Source organism: Paracoccus ravus (assembly GCF_004522175.1).
Lineage (GTDB): Bacteria > Pseudomonadota > Alphaproteobacteria > Rhodobacterales > Rhodobacteraceae > Paracoccus > Paracoccus ravus.
In genome coordinates, this window is record NZ_SDEB01000018.1 from 20,313 (window position 1) to 35,998 (window position 15,686).

15 protein-coding genes are annotated in these 15,686 nt (G+C 64.2%); 4 read left to right on the forward strand and 11 right to left on the reverse strand.

Annotated features, from left to right (window positions below):
- The 3 genes from ESZ60_RS14310 (at position 1) to ESZ60_RS14320 (ending at position 2,881) form a co-directional block, all read left to right on the forward strand.
- On the forward strand, positions 1-981 hold the full coding sequence (locus ESZ60_RS14310) for a nuclear transport factor 2 family protein (RefSeq protein ID WP_134681416.1): 981 nt from the start codon (positions 1-3) through the stop codon (positions 979-981).
- 75 nt (positions 982-1,056) lie between these two features.
- Positions 1,057-2,076 carry an MsnO8 family LLM class oxidoreductase gene (locus ESZ60_RS14315; RefSeq protein WP_134681417.1) on the forward strand — a complete coding sequence of 340 codons (1,020 nt, stop codon included), beginning with the start codon at positions 1,057-1,059 and terminating at the stop codon, positions 2,074-2,076.
- 79 nt (positions 2,077-2,155) lie between these two features.
- Positions 2,156-2,881, forward strand: a complete 726-nt coding sequence (locus tag ESZ60_RS14320) for a hypothetical protein (RefSeq protein WP_134681418.1) — start codon at positions 2,156-2,158, stop codon at positions 2,879-2,881.
- A gap of 166 nt (positions 2,882-3,047) precedes the next feature.
- Here ESZ60_RS14320 and ESZ60_RS14325 read toward each other — a convergent pair whose 3' ends face one another.
- Both ESZ60_RS14325 and ESZ60_RS20805 read right to left on the reverse strand, forming a co-directional pair.
- On the reverse strand, positions 3,048-3,848 hold the full coding sequence (locus tag ESZ60_RS14325; RefSeq protein WP_134681419.1) for a ParB/RepB/Spo0J family partition protein: 801 nt from the start codon (positions 3,846-3,848) through the stop codon (positions 3,048-3,050).
- 257 nt (positions 3,849-4,105) lie between these two features.
- The gene (locus ESZ60_RS20805) at positions 4,106-4,555 is read right to left on the reverse strand and encodes a DUF3768 domain-containing protein (protein WP_167620164.1); all 450 of its coding nucleotides are present in this window, start codon (positions 4,553-4,555) and stop codon (positions 4,106-4,108) included.
- A 497-nt stretch (positions 4,556-5,052) separates the two neighbouring features.
- Here ESZ60_RS20805 and ESZ60_RS14335 point away from each other — a divergent pair, with 497 nt between their 5' ends.
- Positions 5,053-7,068 carry an ATP-dependent helicase gene (locus ESZ60_RS14335; RefSeq protein ID WP_134681421.1) on the forward strand — a complete coding sequence of 672 codons (2,016 nt, stop codon included), beginning with the start codon at positions 5,053-5,055 and terminating at the stop codon, positions 7,066-7,068.
- Positions 7,069-7,139: 71 nt separating this feature from the next.
- On the opposite strand, the gene ESZ60_RS14340 is transcribed toward ESZ60_RS14335, so the two are convergent.
- The 9 genes from ESZ60_RS14340 to repC all read right to left on the reverse strand — a co-directional run bounded on the left by ESZ60_RS14340 (position 7,140) and on the right by repC (position 15,602).
- Entirely contained in the window at positions 7,140-7,784 is a 645-nt protein-coding gene (locus ESZ60_RS14340) for an NAD(P)H-binding protein (RefSeq protein ID WP_209021303.1), read from the reverse strand.
- Between the two features lie 13 nt (positions 7,785-7,797).
- The gene (locus tag ESZ60_RS14345; RefSeq protein WP_245155707.1) at positions 7,798-8,337 is read right to left on the reverse strand and encodes a cupin domain-containing protein; all 540 of its coding nucleotides are present in this window, start codon (positions 8,335-8,337) and stop codon (positions 7,798-7,800) included.
- 15 nt (positions 8,338-8,352) lie between these two features.
- A complete protein-coding gene (locus tag ESZ60_RS21785; RefSeq protein ID WP_342365238.1) occupies positions 8,353-9,312 on the reverse strand; it encodes a helix-hairpin-helix domain-containing protein in 960 nt (319 codons plus the stop codon).
- Positions 9,197-10,714, reverse strand: a complete 1,518-nt coding sequence (locus ESZ60_RS21790; RefSeq protein WP_342365239.1) for an error-prone DNA polymerase family protein — start codon at positions 10,712-10,714, stop codon at positions 9,197-9,199. The genes ESZ60_RS21785 and ESZ60_RS21790 overlap by 116 nt, the downstream gene beginning before the upstream one ends.
- On the reverse strand, positions 10,654-11,553 hold the full coding sequence (locus tag ESZ60_RS21795) for a PHP domain-containing protein (RefSeq protein WP_342365240.1): 900 nt from the start codon (positions 11,551-11,553) through the stop codon (positions 10,654-10,656). Before ESZ60_RS21795 ends, ESZ60_RS21790 begins: the two co-directional genes overlap by 61 nt.
- Positions 11,550-13,070: a Y-family DNA polymerase gene (locus tag ESZ60_RS14355; protein ID WP_134681422.1), complete on the reverse strand. Its 1,521-nt coding sequence runs from the start codon at positions 13,068-13,070 to the stop codon at positions 11,550-11,552. Before ESZ60_RS14355 ends, ESZ60_RS21795 begins: the two co-directional genes overlap by 4 nt.
- On the reverse strand, positions 12,985-13,743 hold the full coding sequence (locus ESZ60_RS14360; protein WP_134681423.1) for an ImuA family protein: 759 nt from the start codon (positions 13,741-13,743) through the stop codon (positions 12,985-12,987). The genes ESZ60_RS14355 and ESZ60_RS14360 overlap by 86 nt, the downstream gene beginning before the upstream one ends.
- A 61-nt stretch (positions 13,744-13,804) precedes the next feature.
- On the reverse strand, positions 13,805-14,425 hold the full coding sequence (locus ESZ60_RS14365) for an SOS response-associated peptidase (protein ID WP_134681476.1): 621 nt from the start codon (positions 14,423-14,425) through the stop codon (positions 13,805-13,807).
- Between the two features lie 100 nt (positions 14,426-14,525).
- Positions 14,526-15,602, reverse strand: a complete 1,077-nt coding sequence (repC, locus tag ESZ60_RS14370) for a plasmid replication protein RepC (protein ID WP_134681424.1) — start codon at positions 15,600-15,602, stop codon at positions 14,526-14,528.
- Positions 15,603-15,686 lie beyond the last annotated feature (84 nt).

A 15,686-nucleotide genomic window follows, 5' to 3' on the forward strand; every position in this document is an offset into this window, starting at 1 on the left:
ATGACCCATGAACATCAAGGTCCCGAACAGGACCGCGCAGCGCTTCTGGCGCTGATCGACAGGCTTGCGGCCCAATGGTCCGGCGAAAGCTCGGGCGCGCCCTCTTGGCTGGCCCCCGAGGCCCGGCTCGACAGCAACCTGCACGGGCAGCTCGGCGGTGCGCAGGACATCCAGAACGCGCTTGCCGCGGATGGTCGGCAAGGCGCCTGTACCATCCGCACCAGCAACCGCTACGCCGCCACCCGTGGCGATGAGGGTGTGGCCAGCTTCTATGTCTATGGGCTGTTGCAGAACCAAAGCGATGCCGCGCAGGCGCTGCTCTTCGGCGCGACCGTGGTTCTGCGCGCGACACGCGCCGACGACTGCTGGCAGGTGAGCCATGTCAGGGTCTCCAGCAGCTGGATGCGCGGCACCGAACGGCTTGCCTCGCACTGGCTTTTGCCACCCAGCGATGCGGGCTGGCAGGTGGGCGACCCGCCGCCAGTTCTTGTGAGCGAATTGCATTCGCCTTGGGCCCTGCAACCCATCGGCACGCCCCCGAGCGATCTCTTCGCGGCGATCTCAGAGCTTTACAGCCGCTATTCCTTTGCCATCGACCAGGGCGACATCACCCTGCTCATCGGCAGCTACACGGCGGATATCGCGGGTGGATTTGCCCCGATGGGCCAGTACGCAGGGCGCGATGCGGTGATCGGACAGTTGCGCAGCTTCCGGCGCCACTGGCCGTGGATGCAGCACTTCGCCGACCTCGTCCGGGTCGAGGCCGATCCCGATGGGCGACACGCCAATGCCATCGTCGGCCGGATCGTGCCCGAACAAACGATGACCCCGCAGGGCAAGCCGCTCTACGGCGCGCATTACCAGCTGCGCGCGCGGCGCGAAGAGGACGGCCAGTGGCGTTTCTGCTGGACGGATTATCGCCCCGGCTGGTTCGACATCGACACCATTCCCGACTTCGACATCGGCCACAGCACCGCCTGATCGGCCCGGTTGATCAACCTGTCCCGCCACCGCCCGCGCCGCGCGGGCAACCCACTCTTGTCAAAAGGATATCCCATGCGACTGAGCATCCTTGACTACGTCCCCGTCGATGAAGGCCTTGAGGCGCAGGACGCACTCGCCGCCTCGCTGCGCCTTGCACAAACCGCCGATGCCACCGGACTTCATCGCTACTGGTTTTCTGAGCACCACGGCATGCCCGCCATGGTCAGCAGCGCGCCCGAACTGATGATGGCACGCACCGCCGCCGGCACCGAGACGATCCGCCTCGGCTCGGGCGGTGTGCTGCTGCCCAATCACAGCAGCTACAAGATTGCCGGGAATTTCCAGCTTCTGGAAGGCATGTTCCCGGACCGGATCGACCTTGGGCTGGGGCGTGCTCCGGGCGCGGATCAACGGGTCAACGCCGCGCTCAACGAAGAGAAGACCAGCCAACTTCCCTATGGCCAGAAGCTGGGCGACCTGCTGGGCTTCCTGAGCGGGCAGCATCCCACCCAAAGCCGTCATGCCGGGCTGCGCGCCCTGCCGCGCACCGCCCGCATCCCGCAGACCTTCGTGCTGGGGGCCTCCGGCTCTACGGCAGGGGTCGCGGCGCAGGCCGGGCTTGGCTTTACCTTTGCGCATTTCATCAACCCAGGCCCGCAGGGCACTGAAGCGGCTGCCGCCTACCGCGCGGCGTTCCAGCCCACCGTCTTCGGCGACAAGCCCTCCGTCGTCGTCGCGGTCTTTGCCGCCGTGGGCGAAACCGAGGCCGAGGCGGAGGCCTTCGCCGACACCTTCCACCTGTGGCTGTCGCATGCCGAAAGCGCGCGGCCCTTCGACCGGCTTCCGTCGCTTGCGACCACGCGCACACACGACTGGAGTGTTCAGGAACGGATGGTGCGTCAGCGCAACGAAGGCCGCCTGATCTACGGCACGGCGGACAGCGTCGCATCGCAGCTGCAGGAGCTGGGCCGGGCCTATGGCACCGACGAGGTCATGGTGAACCTGATGATGCCCGGTGAAGCCGCGCGTCAGACCGCCCTGACCAGCCTCGCGCAGGCGCTGGAGGTCACCCCGCAGGCAATCCCCGCCTGATCCTCGGGGCGTGACGCCCCAGAAACACATGCCCCGGCCCGTCGCTGGCCGGGGCGACCTCCATTTCTAAGGGTCCGGTATGACACTCTCCTCCGATCAGCTGCGCTCGCAGCATGACGCCCTGCATCTTGCCTACCGCTGGTTCGCCTTCTTCGAAGCACCGGGCAGCGCCCTCGCGCCGCATCTCGAAATCTTCGATCCGCAGGTCAGCCTAAGCGGTCACCAAGGTCGCCATCTGTTCGCCGACGACCGCGACAGCCTTGCCACATGGTTTGCCACGGTGCCGGGCGAGCGCAGTGCGCACCACATCCTGCACGCGACATTCGAACCCGCCCCGCGGGGACAGTCACGGTTGAACATGCTGGTGGCCTATCAGGCGATGCGCCCGACAGGCGTTCAGGGTGCCATCATCCGCTACGAGACCGAGCTGTCGCATGGGCCCGAAGGCGCGCGGTTCCTCTCGCTCGACAAGACCCCGATCCTGCCCGACACGCAGGCGATCTTCGCTCCGTCATGGGCCGCGAACCGCGTTCTGGCGCTGGCCCATGCAGCGCTGGCCGAACTGCTCGAGAGCGATGCGCGCCTGCGCGAGGCGCTCGGCGCGGCGACATCGCAGTTGCAGGTGCAGGCCAACGTCCCCGAGGGCAGCCCAAAGTACCGCGCGCTGCTGAGCGCGACCGATACGTCTGCGGCAGGCGGCCTGAGCCTCTTTCTCGACCTCGAGGATGACGTATCGCAACCGCTGCCTGCCGTGTCCTCCATCATTCCGGCAGAGCGGACTTCGCAGCAAAAGCCCCTGCCGTGAGCCTGCGTTGGCTGACTTGGTCTGCTATTCTTGACTGTCGGATGGAGCGCATCTCAAGGCGCGCCCTTCGAGCAACAGAGGCCATGCCACGCGTGTGAGGATTAGCGCGGACAGCGGGCGAATGCATCCGCAGCGAGGGTGCAGCATCGGCATGAGCGCTTTGGGCTCACTGCCGACCTTTGCTGCACGGGGCGCGAACGACAGCCTCTCGGTAAATGCGATCTGGGTCATCTTCGGCAAAGAGATCGCGGCTGACGCGCCCTCCGGCAGCTTGATAGGCCTCAAGCCCGACAAAACTGGCCCGTCGGTCGCTCAGCTTCACCGCCTCGGGCTTCAACGCCTTCCTGATCTGATGCTCGGACCAATCCCGGCTCTTGCAAAGGTCCAGCACCTCGAGGCTGCGCGCTTCATCCGCGCTGATGGTGAAGGCCGCCGCCATGCCAAGGCTGATCTCATTCGCGGCCAGAGCGGCGATCACCGCTTCCGGCAACCCCGCCAGCGCAAGGCGGCGCTGGACATGTTTTTCGCTGACGGCAAAGGCGCGGGCGATGGCGGAAACTGGCGCGCCGCTTTGCGCCATCTTGCCATAGGCCCGGATCTCGTCCGCAGGGTGGAGATCACGTCGCGCTGCATTTTCGGCCAAAGCCCAAGCCTGCGCGGTGGGTACATCGGGCGCAATCCGCACCGGCGGGTTGGCGAGTTCGGGACGGGTTTGCTCAAGATCATCATGTCGCGCCTCGAGGAATTGCAGCGCCCGCAAGCGCCGTCCACCGGCGACGATCTCTATCTCGCCGGTGGTCGTCTCGATCCCGGCAAGGTTCTGGATCAGTCCTGCGGTCCAGATGCTCTCGGCCAGTTCCGCGACTTCGGCCTCCTCCACATGCTGGCGCGGATTCATGGTGGAAAGCATCAGCTGTGAGAGCGGGAAGTGGGTTGCGTCGGCGACGATACGGCTCTGTTCATTCATCGGGACATTCCTTGTGATGTTGAGAAAGTTTCTGCTAGGCTCGCCCCAGCCCTCATGGGCTGAGGCGTTGGGGCTCAGATCGCCCCGTGCTGGATCAGGAAGCGGCGGCCGAGGCCAAAAGGATCGCCCTTCCTGAGAAGCGCCCAGGCCTCCATCCGGCGGCGCTGCATCATCTCATCGTGGATTTGTCTCACCTCCCTTCCGGCGCAGGTTGCGCCTTGGGATCCCGGCCCTGACGCGCAGGGCCGGGACGGGGATCAATATTCGCTGGGGAAAAGCAGCGTCAGGACACGGCGGGTCTGGGTCGCGTCCAAAGGATCCGCGGCACCGAAACGGTAATCGGCGTCATAGATGTCGATCTTCCACCAGATTTTCTTGCCGCTGATGGTCACCGCCCCGAAGGAATGATCGCCATAAGGGTCGTTTTCTTCGGTGAAGCTCGAGAAACCCGCGACTTCGATCTGGGCGCGGGCCATGAAGCCGAGGCCTTCGGCGGCGACGCCTTGGGTCCAGACCACCTGCCCGAGCAGTTCGGGATGACCGCCCTGAATGATCGCGGCGCGAAACGCGTCATTGGCCTTGGCGATTTCCGCGGTCTGGGCGTCGAGATCGATCGTGCCGCTCTCCCCGCATTGGGTGCAAACCTCGGGCGCACACAGCTCCGAGATTTCGATCTCGCCGCAGCTCTTGCATTGATAGTGAGCCATATCTGGCCTCTTTCGTGGTGACGCCCCGTTCCGGTCTGTTGCCGAATAATCGGGGCGGTCTGGCACGTGAGGTCCGCGAAGCGGCGCCTCTCTTGCCGGACTGCCTCCCGGCGAGGGCAGGAGGGGGGCCCGCGCCAGCCCGGCGACAAGGAAGAGGGGGAGGGGGATCTCCCGGCCACGCAGCTCGGCCTCTGGCCGAGCCCGTGGTTGGGGACACCGCCTCTGACGCCGCTCGCGAGACTTGCGCGGGGGAACCGGCGGTTCCCAAATCGGGCGCGCTTCAGCGCGGCCCAGGCTGGCATGCGGGCGTTCGGCTTGCCCGAATCCCCGCGCGTCTGAACTTATCCCTGCGGCGGGACCAGAAAGTCCGAATAGGACCATTACCTCCCCTGCCCTCGTCTTTCGACTTCCCGCCGAACTGCGCGGAACCGCTCCACCAAACACGTTCCCTTTCCGTTCCAATTGCGCTAATTCATCTGCAAGAACCGAGGGGCGACATGGGCTATCTGCAAAACCTCAATGCGGCACAGCGCCAAGCCGTCGAGCATGGCATAGAACCGCTGCTGATCATCGCCGGGGCAGGATCGGGCAAGACCAATACCCTCGCCCATCGCGTCGCGCATCTGTTGAAACAGGGCGCCGATCCGCGCCGCATTCTCCTGATGACCTTTTCGCGCCGGGCCGCTTCGGAGCTGACCCGGCGGGCGTCGCGGATCACCGAAAGCGTCATGGGCACCGGCTACGGCGCCGAGGCCCTGGCCTGGGCCGGCACCTTTCACGGCATCGGCGCCCGCCTCCTGTGCGATCTCGCGCCGCAGATCGGTTTGAACCCGGATTTCACCATCCATGACCGCGAGGATTCCGCCGACCTGATGAACCTCTGCCGCCACGAGTTGGGGTTCTCCAGGGCGCAGACCCGGTTTCCGGTCAAGGGCACCTGCCTTGCGATCTATTCCCGCGTGGTGAATTCCGGCGCGCCACTCAGTGAGGTGCTGGTCGACCACTTCCCCTGGTGCGCGATGTGGGAGGCCGAGCTGAAGCGTCTGTTCGGCAGCTATATGGCGGCCAAGCAGGCGCAGAATGTGCTGGATTACGACGACCTGCTGCTGGCCTGGGCGCAGGTGATGGAGGATCCGGGCTTCGCCGCCCATCTCGGCGCGATGTGGGATCATGTCCTGATCGACGAATACCAGGACACCAACCGGCTGCAGGCGCGTATCCTTCTGGCGCTGAAGCCCGAGGGGCGCGGGCTGACCGTGGTGGGCGACGATGCGCAGTCGATCTATGCCTTCCGCGCGGCGAGCGTGCGCAACATCCTCGACTTTCCGGCCGCCTTCTCCCCGCCCGCGCAGGTCGTCACGCTCGAGCGCAATTACCGCTCGACCCAGCCGATCCTTGCGGCCGCCAATGCGGTGATCGCGCGCGCGCCCGAGCGTTTCACCAAGGACCTGTGGTCCGATCGCATGTCGGAGGAAAAACCGCGGCTGGTGAACCTGCCGAATGAGGCCGATCAGGCCCGCTTTGTCGCCGATCAAGTTCTGGTCAATCGCGAGGCCGGTATGTCACTGACACAACAGGCGGTGCTGTTTCGGACCTCCAGCCACTCCGGCCAACTCGAGATCGAACTCACCCGCCGCAACATTCCCTTCGTCAAATTCGGCGGGCTGAAGTTTCTCGATGCCGCGCATGTCAAGGATCTGCTGGCGCTGCTGCGCTTTGCCCAAAATCCGCGCGATAGGGTGGCTGGTTTCCGGCTGCTGCAATTGCTGCCGGGGCTGGGGCCGGGAACGGCAGCAAAGGTTTTGGACCGCATTGCCGCCACGCCCGATCCCCTGGCGGCACTGGCGCAGATGCAGGTCCCCTCCAAGGTGACGGGATGGGAGGATCTCGTCGCGGTGCTGCAGCCCGGCGCCTGGCCCGAGGCCCTTGGCCGCGCCCGTGCCCGCGCCTGGTACGAGCCGCATCTTGACCGCATCCATGAGGATGCCGAGTTCCGCCGCGCCGATTTGCTACAACTCGAGCAGATCGCATCGACCTATCCGAGCCGCGAGAAATTCCTGACCGATGTCACGCTCGACCCACCCGAGGCCACCGACGCTAAGGCCGGCATGCCACTGAAAGACGAGGATTATCTGATCCTTTCCACCATCCATTCGGCCAAAGGGCAGGAATGGAAGGCGGTCTTCGTGCTGAACGTGGTCGATGGCTGCATCCCTTCGGATCTCGGGACCGGGCAGAGCGCCGATCTCGAGGAGGAACGAGGGCTTCTCTATGTCGCGATGACCCGGGCCAAGGACCAACTGACCCTTGGCGTGCCCCTGCGCTTCTATGTCACGCGACAGACCAAGCGCGGCGACCGGCATCTCTTCGCCGCCCGCACCCGCTTCATCACCAGCGACATGCTGGAGCATTTCGACGTTACGCGATGGGCACCACCTAATGTTGGCGAGGCCGCCTCCCCTGCCCCGGGCCGCGTCGATATCCGCGCCATCATGCGGGATGTGTGGGGCTGAACGCCGACAATGACAGCGTTCGGCAAGCCCGGAGACGAGGCTTTCCACGCGCGGCACCATGAGCCGAGCGATCAGGCCAGACGCCCCGAGTCGATGATGTGGCCACCGGATGCGCCCTTGGCGATCGCGCCGACCAGTTCCTCGGCCACGCGCTCCGGTCGGCTGATGCGCCAGCGTGCAGGCAAGATCGGCCCAAGCAAGCCGAGGGCGGTTTTGCCCAGATCCTCGCTCAAGCGGCGCTCCGACCGCGTTCCGCCCAACAATCCGGGGCGCAGGATCGTCAAGGATTCGTAGCCAATCCGCTCAAGGTCGCGCTCGATTTCGCCCTTGGTCCGCAGATAATAGGATCGCGACGATGGATCTGCGCCAAGCGATGAAGTCAGCGCAAACCTTGTCGCACCACTGTCATGTGCCTTTTTCGCTATGGCGAGGTTCAAACCGTAATCGACGGCCCGAAAAGCCTCGGGCGAGCCAGCAATCCTCTGCGTCGTGCCGAGCGTCGAGATCACGCCATCGACGGAAAACCACTCGGCCCCGGCAGGCAGGTCATTCAGATCGACAACCGGATTGATCAGTTTGGGATGCGCTGGCAAGGGCCGACGCGTCAGGGCGATGACTTTGGCGAAGCGCGTGTCCGCCAAGGCGATGTCAAGAACATGCCTGCCGACGACGCCCGTCGCGCCAATCAGCAGAACACGCAGATTTTCTTTAGCCATATGACACCTCTTTTCAGGCCGCTTCCAACCGTGCTGCCGCAGGTATTTGTTCCACCGCGCGGAGGCATTTTTCAGGTCTTTGGCGCGGAATGGATGGAATCGACCCAATAGACGGCTTCGGGCGGCTCGATGGGATCGACATCGGTGATATTGACCACGACCGCCTCATAGTCCGATCGCACGAGGACGCATTCCAGAACCTGCTTGGGTCGGCATTGATTTCCTGATGCGGCACATAGGGCGGAACATAGATGAAATCGCCGGGACCAGCCTCGGCCACGAATTCTAGCCGCTCGCCCCAGCGCAACCGCGCCTTGCCGCGCAGGACATAGATCACGCTTTCCAAGGGGCCGTGGTGATGGACGCCGGTCTTGGCATCAGGCTCGATCGCGACGGTTCCGGCCCAGATCTTTTGCGCGCCGACACGGGCATGGTTGATCGCGGCCTGCCGGAACATGCCGGACGTCTGGGCAGTGTTCGGATCAAGCTGGTCGCCCTTGATCACCCGGATGCCGTCATGTTTCCAGCGCGGCACGTCATGGTCATGGGGCATTTCCTTGCTCCTTCGTCATCTGAAATCACGGCTTCTGACCCTGATACTATCGGGATGCCGGTCGCGAACATAGATGTCCTTCGCGCTGCGCGGATCAGGTGCAGGGCTACCATGGTGAAACTCGTCGCCCCGACCATGCGGCAGGGGGAAGGCCACGTTGCGCTCACCTATGCTGGCAAGCGCGGCCGAGAGGTCCGTGATGCGATGGGCGACAAGATGCACTACCTCGCCCTCGCGTTGGATGCGGCCATGGACCGCGATCATGCTGGCGCCAAGGATGATGCGGCGATGGGCCTCGAATGTCTTGGGCCAGACCACGAGATTGGCAATGCCGGTCTCATCCTCGAGCGTGATGAACATCACCCCCTTGGCCGAGCCGGGGCGTTGGCGGACCAGAACGAGGCCCGCCGTCTGAACCCATGCCCGGTCGCGTCCGGCCATGACCTCGGCGCAGGTTGTGATGCGGCGGCGGGACAGGTCGTCGCGCAGGAAGGCGAGCGGATGGCGGCGCAGCGACAGCCCGGCATGGCGGTAATCCTCGACCACCTCGCGGCCCGCGGCCATGGGGCGCAGGGTGACGGCAGGTTCGGTGCTTTCGCGGGCGGCAGCGAAGAGCGGCAGGTCGAGATCAGACAGGCCCTTGATCGCCCAGAGCGCCTCGCGGCGGGCAAGGCCGAAACCGGGGTGGAAGCCGTCAGCCTCGGCGATACGCGTCAGAGCGGCCACGGGGACATTGCTGCGCTGCGAAAGATCGTCGACCGAGGCGAAGGGCTGGCCCGCGCGGGCGGTGACGATCGCTGCAGCATGGGCATTGGCGAGGCCCTTGACCATGCGCAGGCCCAGACGCACGGCGAAGGCCTCACCCGTGGGCTCCAGAGTGCAGTCCCAACGCGAGGCGTTGACGCAGATCGGACGGATCTCGACGCCATGCTCGCGGGCATCGCGGACGATCTGGGCAGGGGCGTAAAACCCCATCGGCTGGGCGTTTAGAAGCGCCGCGCAGAAGGCGTCGGGATGCCAGCATTTGAGCCAGGCCGAGGCATAGGCGATCAGCGCGGGGGAAACCGTAGGAGCCGAAGCCCTCAAGCTGGCGGAAGGTGCGTTCCGCGAAATCCTGCTCATAGCCGCGCGCCACCATGCCCGAGACCAGCTTGTCGCGGAATTTCGAGACGCCCCCGGTGAATTTGAAGGTTGCCATGGATTTGCGCAGCATGTCGGCCTCGCCCGGGGTGAAGCCCGCGCATTCGATGGCGACGCGCATGGCCTGCTCCTGAAACAGGGGCACGCCGAGGGTCTTGCCCAAGACCTTTTCCAGTTCCGGCGTGGGATAGACCACCGGCTCAAGTCCTGCGCGGCGGCGCAGATAGGGATGGACCATATCGCCTTGAATGGGGCCGGGCCGGACGATGGCGACCTGCACCACGAGGTCGTAATAGATCCGGGGCTTCAGGTGCGGCAGCATCGACATCTGCGCCCGGCTCTCTATCTGGAAGGTTCCCAGCGTGTCGGCCTTGCGGATCATGGCATAAGTGCGCGGCTCTTCGGCCGGGATGCCGGCAAGGTCGAGATCGATGCCCTTGTTCTGGGATAGGAGATCCAGCCCCTTGCGCATGCAGGTGAGCATGCCAAGCGCCAGAACATCGACCTTCATGAAGCGAAGCGCATCGATATCGTCCTTGTCCCATTCGATGGTCTGGCGATCCGCCATTGCGGCGGGCTCGATCGGGATAAGATCGTCAAGCCGCTCATGGGTCAGGACAAAGCCGCCGGGATGCTGGCTCAGATGCCTTGGCGCGCCACGAAGCTGCGCGGCCAATTGCAGGGTCAGGCGCAAGCGGCGATCCGAGGGGTTAAGGTTCAACTCGGCCAGTTGCGCATCGCTGACGCCCTCACCGGACCATGCCCAGAGCTGCGAGGACAGCGCCCGGATCAGATCCTCGGGCAGGCCCATCGCCTTGCCGACATCGCGCAGCGCGCCTTTCGAGCGGTAGCGGATCACCGTCGCGCAAAGCGCGGCCCGGTCGCGGCCATAGGTGTCATAGACCCATTGGATGACCTCCTCGCGGCGCTCATGCTCGAAATCGACATCGATATCGGGCGGCTCGCGGCGTTCCTCGGAGACGAAGCGCTCGAACAGCAGGTCGTTGCGGGCCGGGTCGATCGAGGTGATGCCCAGCACATAGCAGACCGCGGAATTGGCCGCCGATCCCCTGCCCTGACACAGGATGCCGCGCGAGCGGGCGAAGCGGACGATGCTGTTCACGGTTAGGAAATAGGGCGCGTAGTCGAGGCGGTCGATCAGACGGAGTTCGTGGTTCAGGCTGGCCCTGACGTCCTCGGGGATGCCTTCTGGATACGTTTGGCGGCCCCTTGCCATGTCAGCTGCGCCAGCGTCTGCTGTGGGGTCAGAGCCGGGTCGTCGCGTTCCTCGGGATATTGGTAGCGCAGCTCGTCCAGCGAAAAGCGACAGCGCGCGGTGATTTCAGCGGTGCGGGCCAAGGCCTCGGGGTAGCGCGAGAACAGCCGGTGCATCTCCTCGGGCGACTTCAGATAGCGGTCGGCGTGGCGCTCGCGGCGAAAGCCCAACTCGTCGATGGTCAAGTTGTGGCGGATGGCGGTGACGACATCCTGCAGCATCCGCCGCGTCGGTTCGTGGTAAAGCACATCATTCGTCACCACCGTCGCCACCCCCATACGCGCAGCGAGACGTGCCAGATGATGCAGCCGCAACTGATCATTCGGGCGCCGCCGCAAGGTCAATGCCAGATAGGCCCGGTCGCCAAAGGTCTCGCGCAGCCGGCGCAGGTGGAGGCCGCAGGTCTCGTCGGCCTGATCCGGGATCAGCACGGCGATCAGCCCCTCGGCATGCAGGGCGAGATCGGCCCAGTCGAGGTGGCAACTACCCTTCCCTGCCCTGCTTTTGCCAAAGGTCAGCAGGCGGCAAATGCGGGCATAGGCAGCGCGGTCCATCGGATAGACCAGAGCCGCCATGCCGCAGGTCAGATCGAGGCGACAGCCGACGACAAGCCGGATACCCGCCGCCTTAGCCGCCTCATGCGCGCGGACAATGCCCGCAAGCGTGTTGCGATCGGTTACCGCCAGCGTCTTGATGCCCATTGTAGCTGCCGTCGCAAAGAGTTCCTCGGCCGAGGAGGCCCCGCGCAGGAAAGAGAACTGCGAGGTCACCTGCAATTCGGCGTAACCGGGCACGCTCATCCGAAGAACCCGTGCAGGAACCAGCGATGCGAGCCGGTAGTGGCATCCTCGCCATCGCCCGCGCGGAAGATCCAGAAACGCTCGCCCGCCTCGTTCTCGATGCGGAAATAATCGCGGACGGCGCTCAATTCAGCGTCGCGCTTCCACCATTCGCCGAAGATCCGCTCCGGCCCGTCGGCGCGCAGGACACGGTGGCGGATGCCGCGCCATTTGATCCAGTTCGGCGGATGGTCGGGCAGCAGCGCCATGGTCTCGATCGGCTCGGGCCGAGGCAGTAGGCGCGCAGGGCGAGGCCAATGCCCAGGCCAGCCCGCGCCGGTCGGTTCCGCCAAGGCCGGGATGCGTCGGGTCGAGCGCTCGGGCACGTCGCTGGCCACTGGGGCGATGCGATAGACGCCCCCCTGCCCTACCCTGTTCACCAGCCTGTCAATCAGGCCGGAGAGGTCAGGCTGCGCGGGTTCCAGCAGGCTGTCGGCCTGTTTCTGGGCCAGCGGTTCGGTCAGGGTCGCGGTCAGGGTCATGGTCTCGATGCCATAGCCCGGCGCGATGGTCTCGATCCGGTCGCAGAAAAGGCGGGTCAGGTGCTTCGGATCGCGCTGCGGCGCGGCAAGACCGACACGCACCGCTTCGATTTGATTGTCGCTGCGGATGCAGATGAGGTCGAGCCGCCTTGCCCCCACCCCCTTTGCCTCAAGTTCAAGGCAAAGACGGGGGACCAGCTTGCCGATATAGCGCGCGATGGTCTCGCGCGCGGCGATTGAATCGGCAAAATTGCGGCGAATCTCGATCAGACCCTCGGGACGCAGGGGGGCGATGGGTTTTGCAAGGATGCCAAGCGCCTGATCCAGACGGCGGCAAAGCTCCGGACCAAAGCGGCGGGTCAGCGGAGCGCGCGGCTGGTGGGCAAGTTCGCCGATGCGGGTGAAGCCCAGCAGACGAAGCGCCTCGGTGGTGGCGGGGGGCAGGCGCAGGGCCTCGATCGGCAGCGGGGCCAATGCCATCTCGGTTGCACCGGGTTCCGTCCGCCGGACCGGGTCTGCGGCAAAACGGGCCAATGCATGGGCCGCGCCCCAGCTATCAGCCATGGCTGCGCGAGCGGTAATGCCCGAGAGTGACAGCCGTCCGATCAGCGCTTCTAACATCGCGGGCTCCCCGCCATGCAGGTGATCGGTCCCGGTTGTCTCGATCACGATGCCATCGGGTGGATCGACAGCGACGATAGGGCTGAAACGCTGCATGACCCAAAGCGCCAGACGTTCGAGGCTTTCCAGATCAGCTTGTGGATCGGCGGGCTCGATCCGCAGGCCCGGCACCAGGGCTTGAGCCTTGCTGATGCTCATGCCCGCGCGAAGCCCCAGCGCATGGGCAGTAGGACCGGCGGCAATCACCACGCGGCGGCGACCATCCCGACCGGCAAGGATCAGCGGCGCATCAACGGAGGGCGCGCAATCGCCCGCCTGCCGCTGCAGCCGATCCACTGGCCACATCGGCAGGAAGACCGAGATGACCCGTGTCATCGCATGCCTCCAACTCGATATCGAATGCCTCTCCGGCCCGGGCACGGATCAATTCCACCAGCCAACGCGGCCGACCTATACCGGGCACCGGCAAGGGCTGCGACGGCAGGGCCGAGACGCGCCAGCGCGTCATCGCCGCCGTCGGTTGCCCGAAGTCCCCGGCATCGGCCTGGCTGCGCCAGCGACGCAGCGCAAGGCCAATGGTCCCCGATCCCTTCGCTGCCAGATGTAACCGCCGCGAGGCTGTCATCGACAGTTTCGCAACATCCGCCACGACTGCGGCAAGGCCCCCGTGTCGCAACCCCTCCTCCATGCAGGCCAGAACCGCCTTGTCATCGCCCGCCTCGACATGGATGACGCGATCCGGCGACAGGCCCGCTTGCTCTAGCCCCGGCGCAAAGAGATCAGCCCGCGTCACGCACCAGAGCACCTGCCCCGGCAGTCGCGCCGCGATCCCAGCTGCGAAACAACTGGCTGCGGCGGCGTCGATCGCACCATTACCGCCCCCCGCGACCTCATGTAGGCAGCCAAGCGCAAGGCCGCCCTTCGGCAGGTGCCGGTCCAGTTCCGACACCGCGAAGGGAAGGACAGCCCGACCGCCCTGCCCCACGCCTTCCAGTGCAGAGATCCGCTGCCTCAGGGCAGAAATGGCGGGGCTGATGCGGGTTTGCATGATGGCCGAGTCGTTTTCGCATGAGAGCATGTTCCTTTTTTGTTCTCATGCGGGAGCAGAGTCAATCTTCCGGTTCGATCAGGTCAGGCCCATGATCAGATATGCCAAAGGGGCGCACCGGGTGATGTCTGAGCAAGGCCCCTGCCCCCATAGTAAGATCATCGCTGCCACCGAGCCAGGCATCACGCTCTTCGGCATTCAGGATCACTGGCATTCGGGTATGCACGTCGTTGACCGTTTCGTTCGCAGAGCGGGTCAGGATGGTGCAGGTCAACAGCTCCTGCCAGCGCGAGGCCAGACCCGCAAACCAGAGCGTCTCCTCGTTCCCGGCGCTGCTGATGAAATGCGGTTGCTTCTGGCTCCGCTCGCCTGTCCATTCATAATAGCCCCCGGCTGGGATCAGGCAGCGGCCATGGTGCCAGGCGGCGCGGAAGGTCGGTTTTTCGCGGGCGTCCTCGATACGGGCGTTGAAGGTGGTCAGTTTGAAGTCCTTGAGACCGCCCTTATGCCAAGACGGGATCAGCCACCAGCGCGCGATCATGGGCTCAAGGCTCTGCTTGGCGAGTATCAGCACGTCCTCGGTCGGCTTGATATTGAAACGTCGCTCAAAGGGATCAATCTTGATATGCGACAACTCGCTGTCAGATCCACGCAGATTGGCGTCTATGAACCGGCCACACATAGAATTCCTTGCTGGTGTTGACCTGTTGTCCGCGGACAACCTGGCCCAACATGGCGAAGGTTCATCCGCAAATCCATTCAAGTTGTCCGCGGACAACGGCTCAGGCAGGCAAAGCATCAAGTCGCAGGATTGCGGGCCAGGGCTGGAATCCTGATCGATGTTGGCCGCTAGTCAGTGATCGGAAATAGGGGGCAAACCGTCGAATTCTTGGGGCGATCGACGCCATGAGCCAGATTGTCAAAGCCGTCCGAACCTTACCATTCGACCGAATGGCTACGCCGTAGGAGGTCGGATCGATACGCATCATTGGCACCAGCCTGTCCGCATGGGCGACCACATCGTCAATGTCATTGATTTCTTCCAAAGCCAATTCTGCTGCAGCGGGACATTTGGACAGCAGAATGGGGATGCTGATGGGTTCATGGTAAGTATTGTTGTCCTGCTCTATGGCAGAACTCTCTATCTTTATATTTTCTTTTTTAGACTTCTGATGGTGGCGGACATTTTGACTGTCATTGCCGGCCATAATTTCGGTGCAGGGCTGTTCCTGGACATGGGCAATGCCGTCGGGTGCGCGTTCTTCGAGTTCGCTGATCAGTGCGCTGAGTTCGCAAGCCGTGTGCTTTCTGCGCAGGATTGACGGAATCGCTGCGGCCATCTTGCTTTCCGGTTCGATGCGAAGAACCTGCGCGGCGATTGCGCGAAGCTTGGTGCGTAGGAATGCCAGATGTTCGTTTTTTATGTCCTGTTGGCTGGCGAGTTCGGCCAGACGCGGCAAGGTTGCGAAGAGTGGTGCGAGGTCGAAACCAAAGCGCAGGATGGTGCCCGCGCTCGCGCTGTGTTTCGAATATCGCTTGCCGTTGGGGCTGTCGTGGCGCGTAATTAGGCCAAGGGCCTCAAGCGTGGAAAAATGCCGACGCAATGTGCGCTCGGAAATTCCGTTTCGCCGGAATGCCAATGTCTGGTTCGATGCGAAGACGAAGTGGTGATTTCGCTTTGGTGGCAGGCAAGAGAGCAGGGCGTCCAGAGTGGCGATGACTGGCGCTTTGAGGCCGACAGCCGAAGCCGACCGACGAATGACATCCATTGCGGACGCGCGATCGAAGCTTTGGTTGTCCGTGGACAATACAGCTTCGGCCTGCGCTCCGCGTGGGAGGCTGGCAGATACATGTTTCATGTCGTTTCACGACAGCCGTGGGAAGATATGCCGTAAGATCACCGCTTATGGGTCTAAAAAGACCAATAAGTATCCATCAACCGA

Excerpts from the sequence above, each read along its gene's own strand:
- ESZ60_RS14310 (WP_134681416.1), top strand. The coding sequence starts at position 1 with ATGACCCATGAACATCAAGGTCCCGAACAGGACCGCGCAGCGCTTCTG.
- ESZ60_RS14315 (WP_134681417.1), top strand. The coding sequence starts at position 1,057 with ATGCGACTGAGCATCCTTGACTACGTCCCCGTCGATGAAGGCCTTGAG.
- ESZ60_RS14320 (WP_134681418.1), top strand. The coding sequence starts at position 2,156 with ATGACACTCTCCTCCGATCAGCTGCGCTCGCAGCATGACGCCCTGCAT.
- ESZ60_RS14325 (WP_134681419.1), bottom strand. The coding sequence starts at position 3,848 with ATGAATGAACAGAGCCGTATCGTCGCCGACGCAACCCACTTCCCGCTC.
- ESZ60_RS20805 (WP_167620164.1), bottom strand. The coding sequence starts at position 4,555 with ATGGCTCACTATCAATGCAAGAGCTGCGGCGAGATCGAAATCTCGGAG.
- ESZ60_RS14335 (WP_134681421.1), top strand. The coding sequence starts at position 5,053 with ATGGGCTATCTGCAAAACCTCAATGCGGCACAGCGCCAAGCCGTCGAG.
- ESZ60_RS14340 (WP_209021303.1), bottom strand. The coding sequence starts at position 7,784 with ATGGCTAAAGAAAATCTGCGTGTTCTGCTGATTGGCGCGACGGGCGTC.
- ESZ60_RS14345 (WP_245155707.1), bottom strand. The coding sequence starts at position 8,337 with ATGCCCCATGACCATGACGTGCCGCGCTGGAAACATGACGGCATCCGG.
- ESZ60_RS21785 (WP_342365238.1), bottom strand. The coding sequence starts at position 9,312 with ATGGGGTTTTACGCCCCTGCCCAGATCGTCCGCGATGCCCGCGAGCAT.
- ESZ60_RS21790 (WP_342365239.1), bottom strand. The coding sequence starts at position 10,714 with ATGGCAAGGGGCCGCCAAACGTATCCAGAAGGCATCCCCGAGGACGTC.
- ESZ60_RS21795 (WP_342365240.1), bottom strand. The coding sequence starts at position 11,553 with ATGAGCGTGCCCGGTTACGCCGAATTGCAGGTGACCTCGCAGTTCTCT.
- ESZ60_RS14355 (WP_134681422.1), bottom strand. The coding sequence starts at position 13,070 with ATGACACGGGTCATCTCGGTCTTCCTGCCGATGTGGCCAGTGGATCGG.
- ESZ60_RS14360 (WP_134681423.1), bottom strand. The coding sequence starts at position 13,743 with ATGCAAACCCGCATCAGCCCCGCCATTTCTGCCCTGAGGCAGCGGATC.
- ESZ60_RS14365 (WP_134681476.1), bottom strand. The coding sequence starts at position 14,425 with ATGTGTGGCCGGTTCATAGACGCCAATCTGCGTGGATCTGACAGCGAG.
- repC (WP_134681424.1), bottom strand. The coding sequence starts at position 15,602 with ATGAAACATGTATCTGCCAGCCTCCCACGCGGAGCGCAGGCCGAAGCT.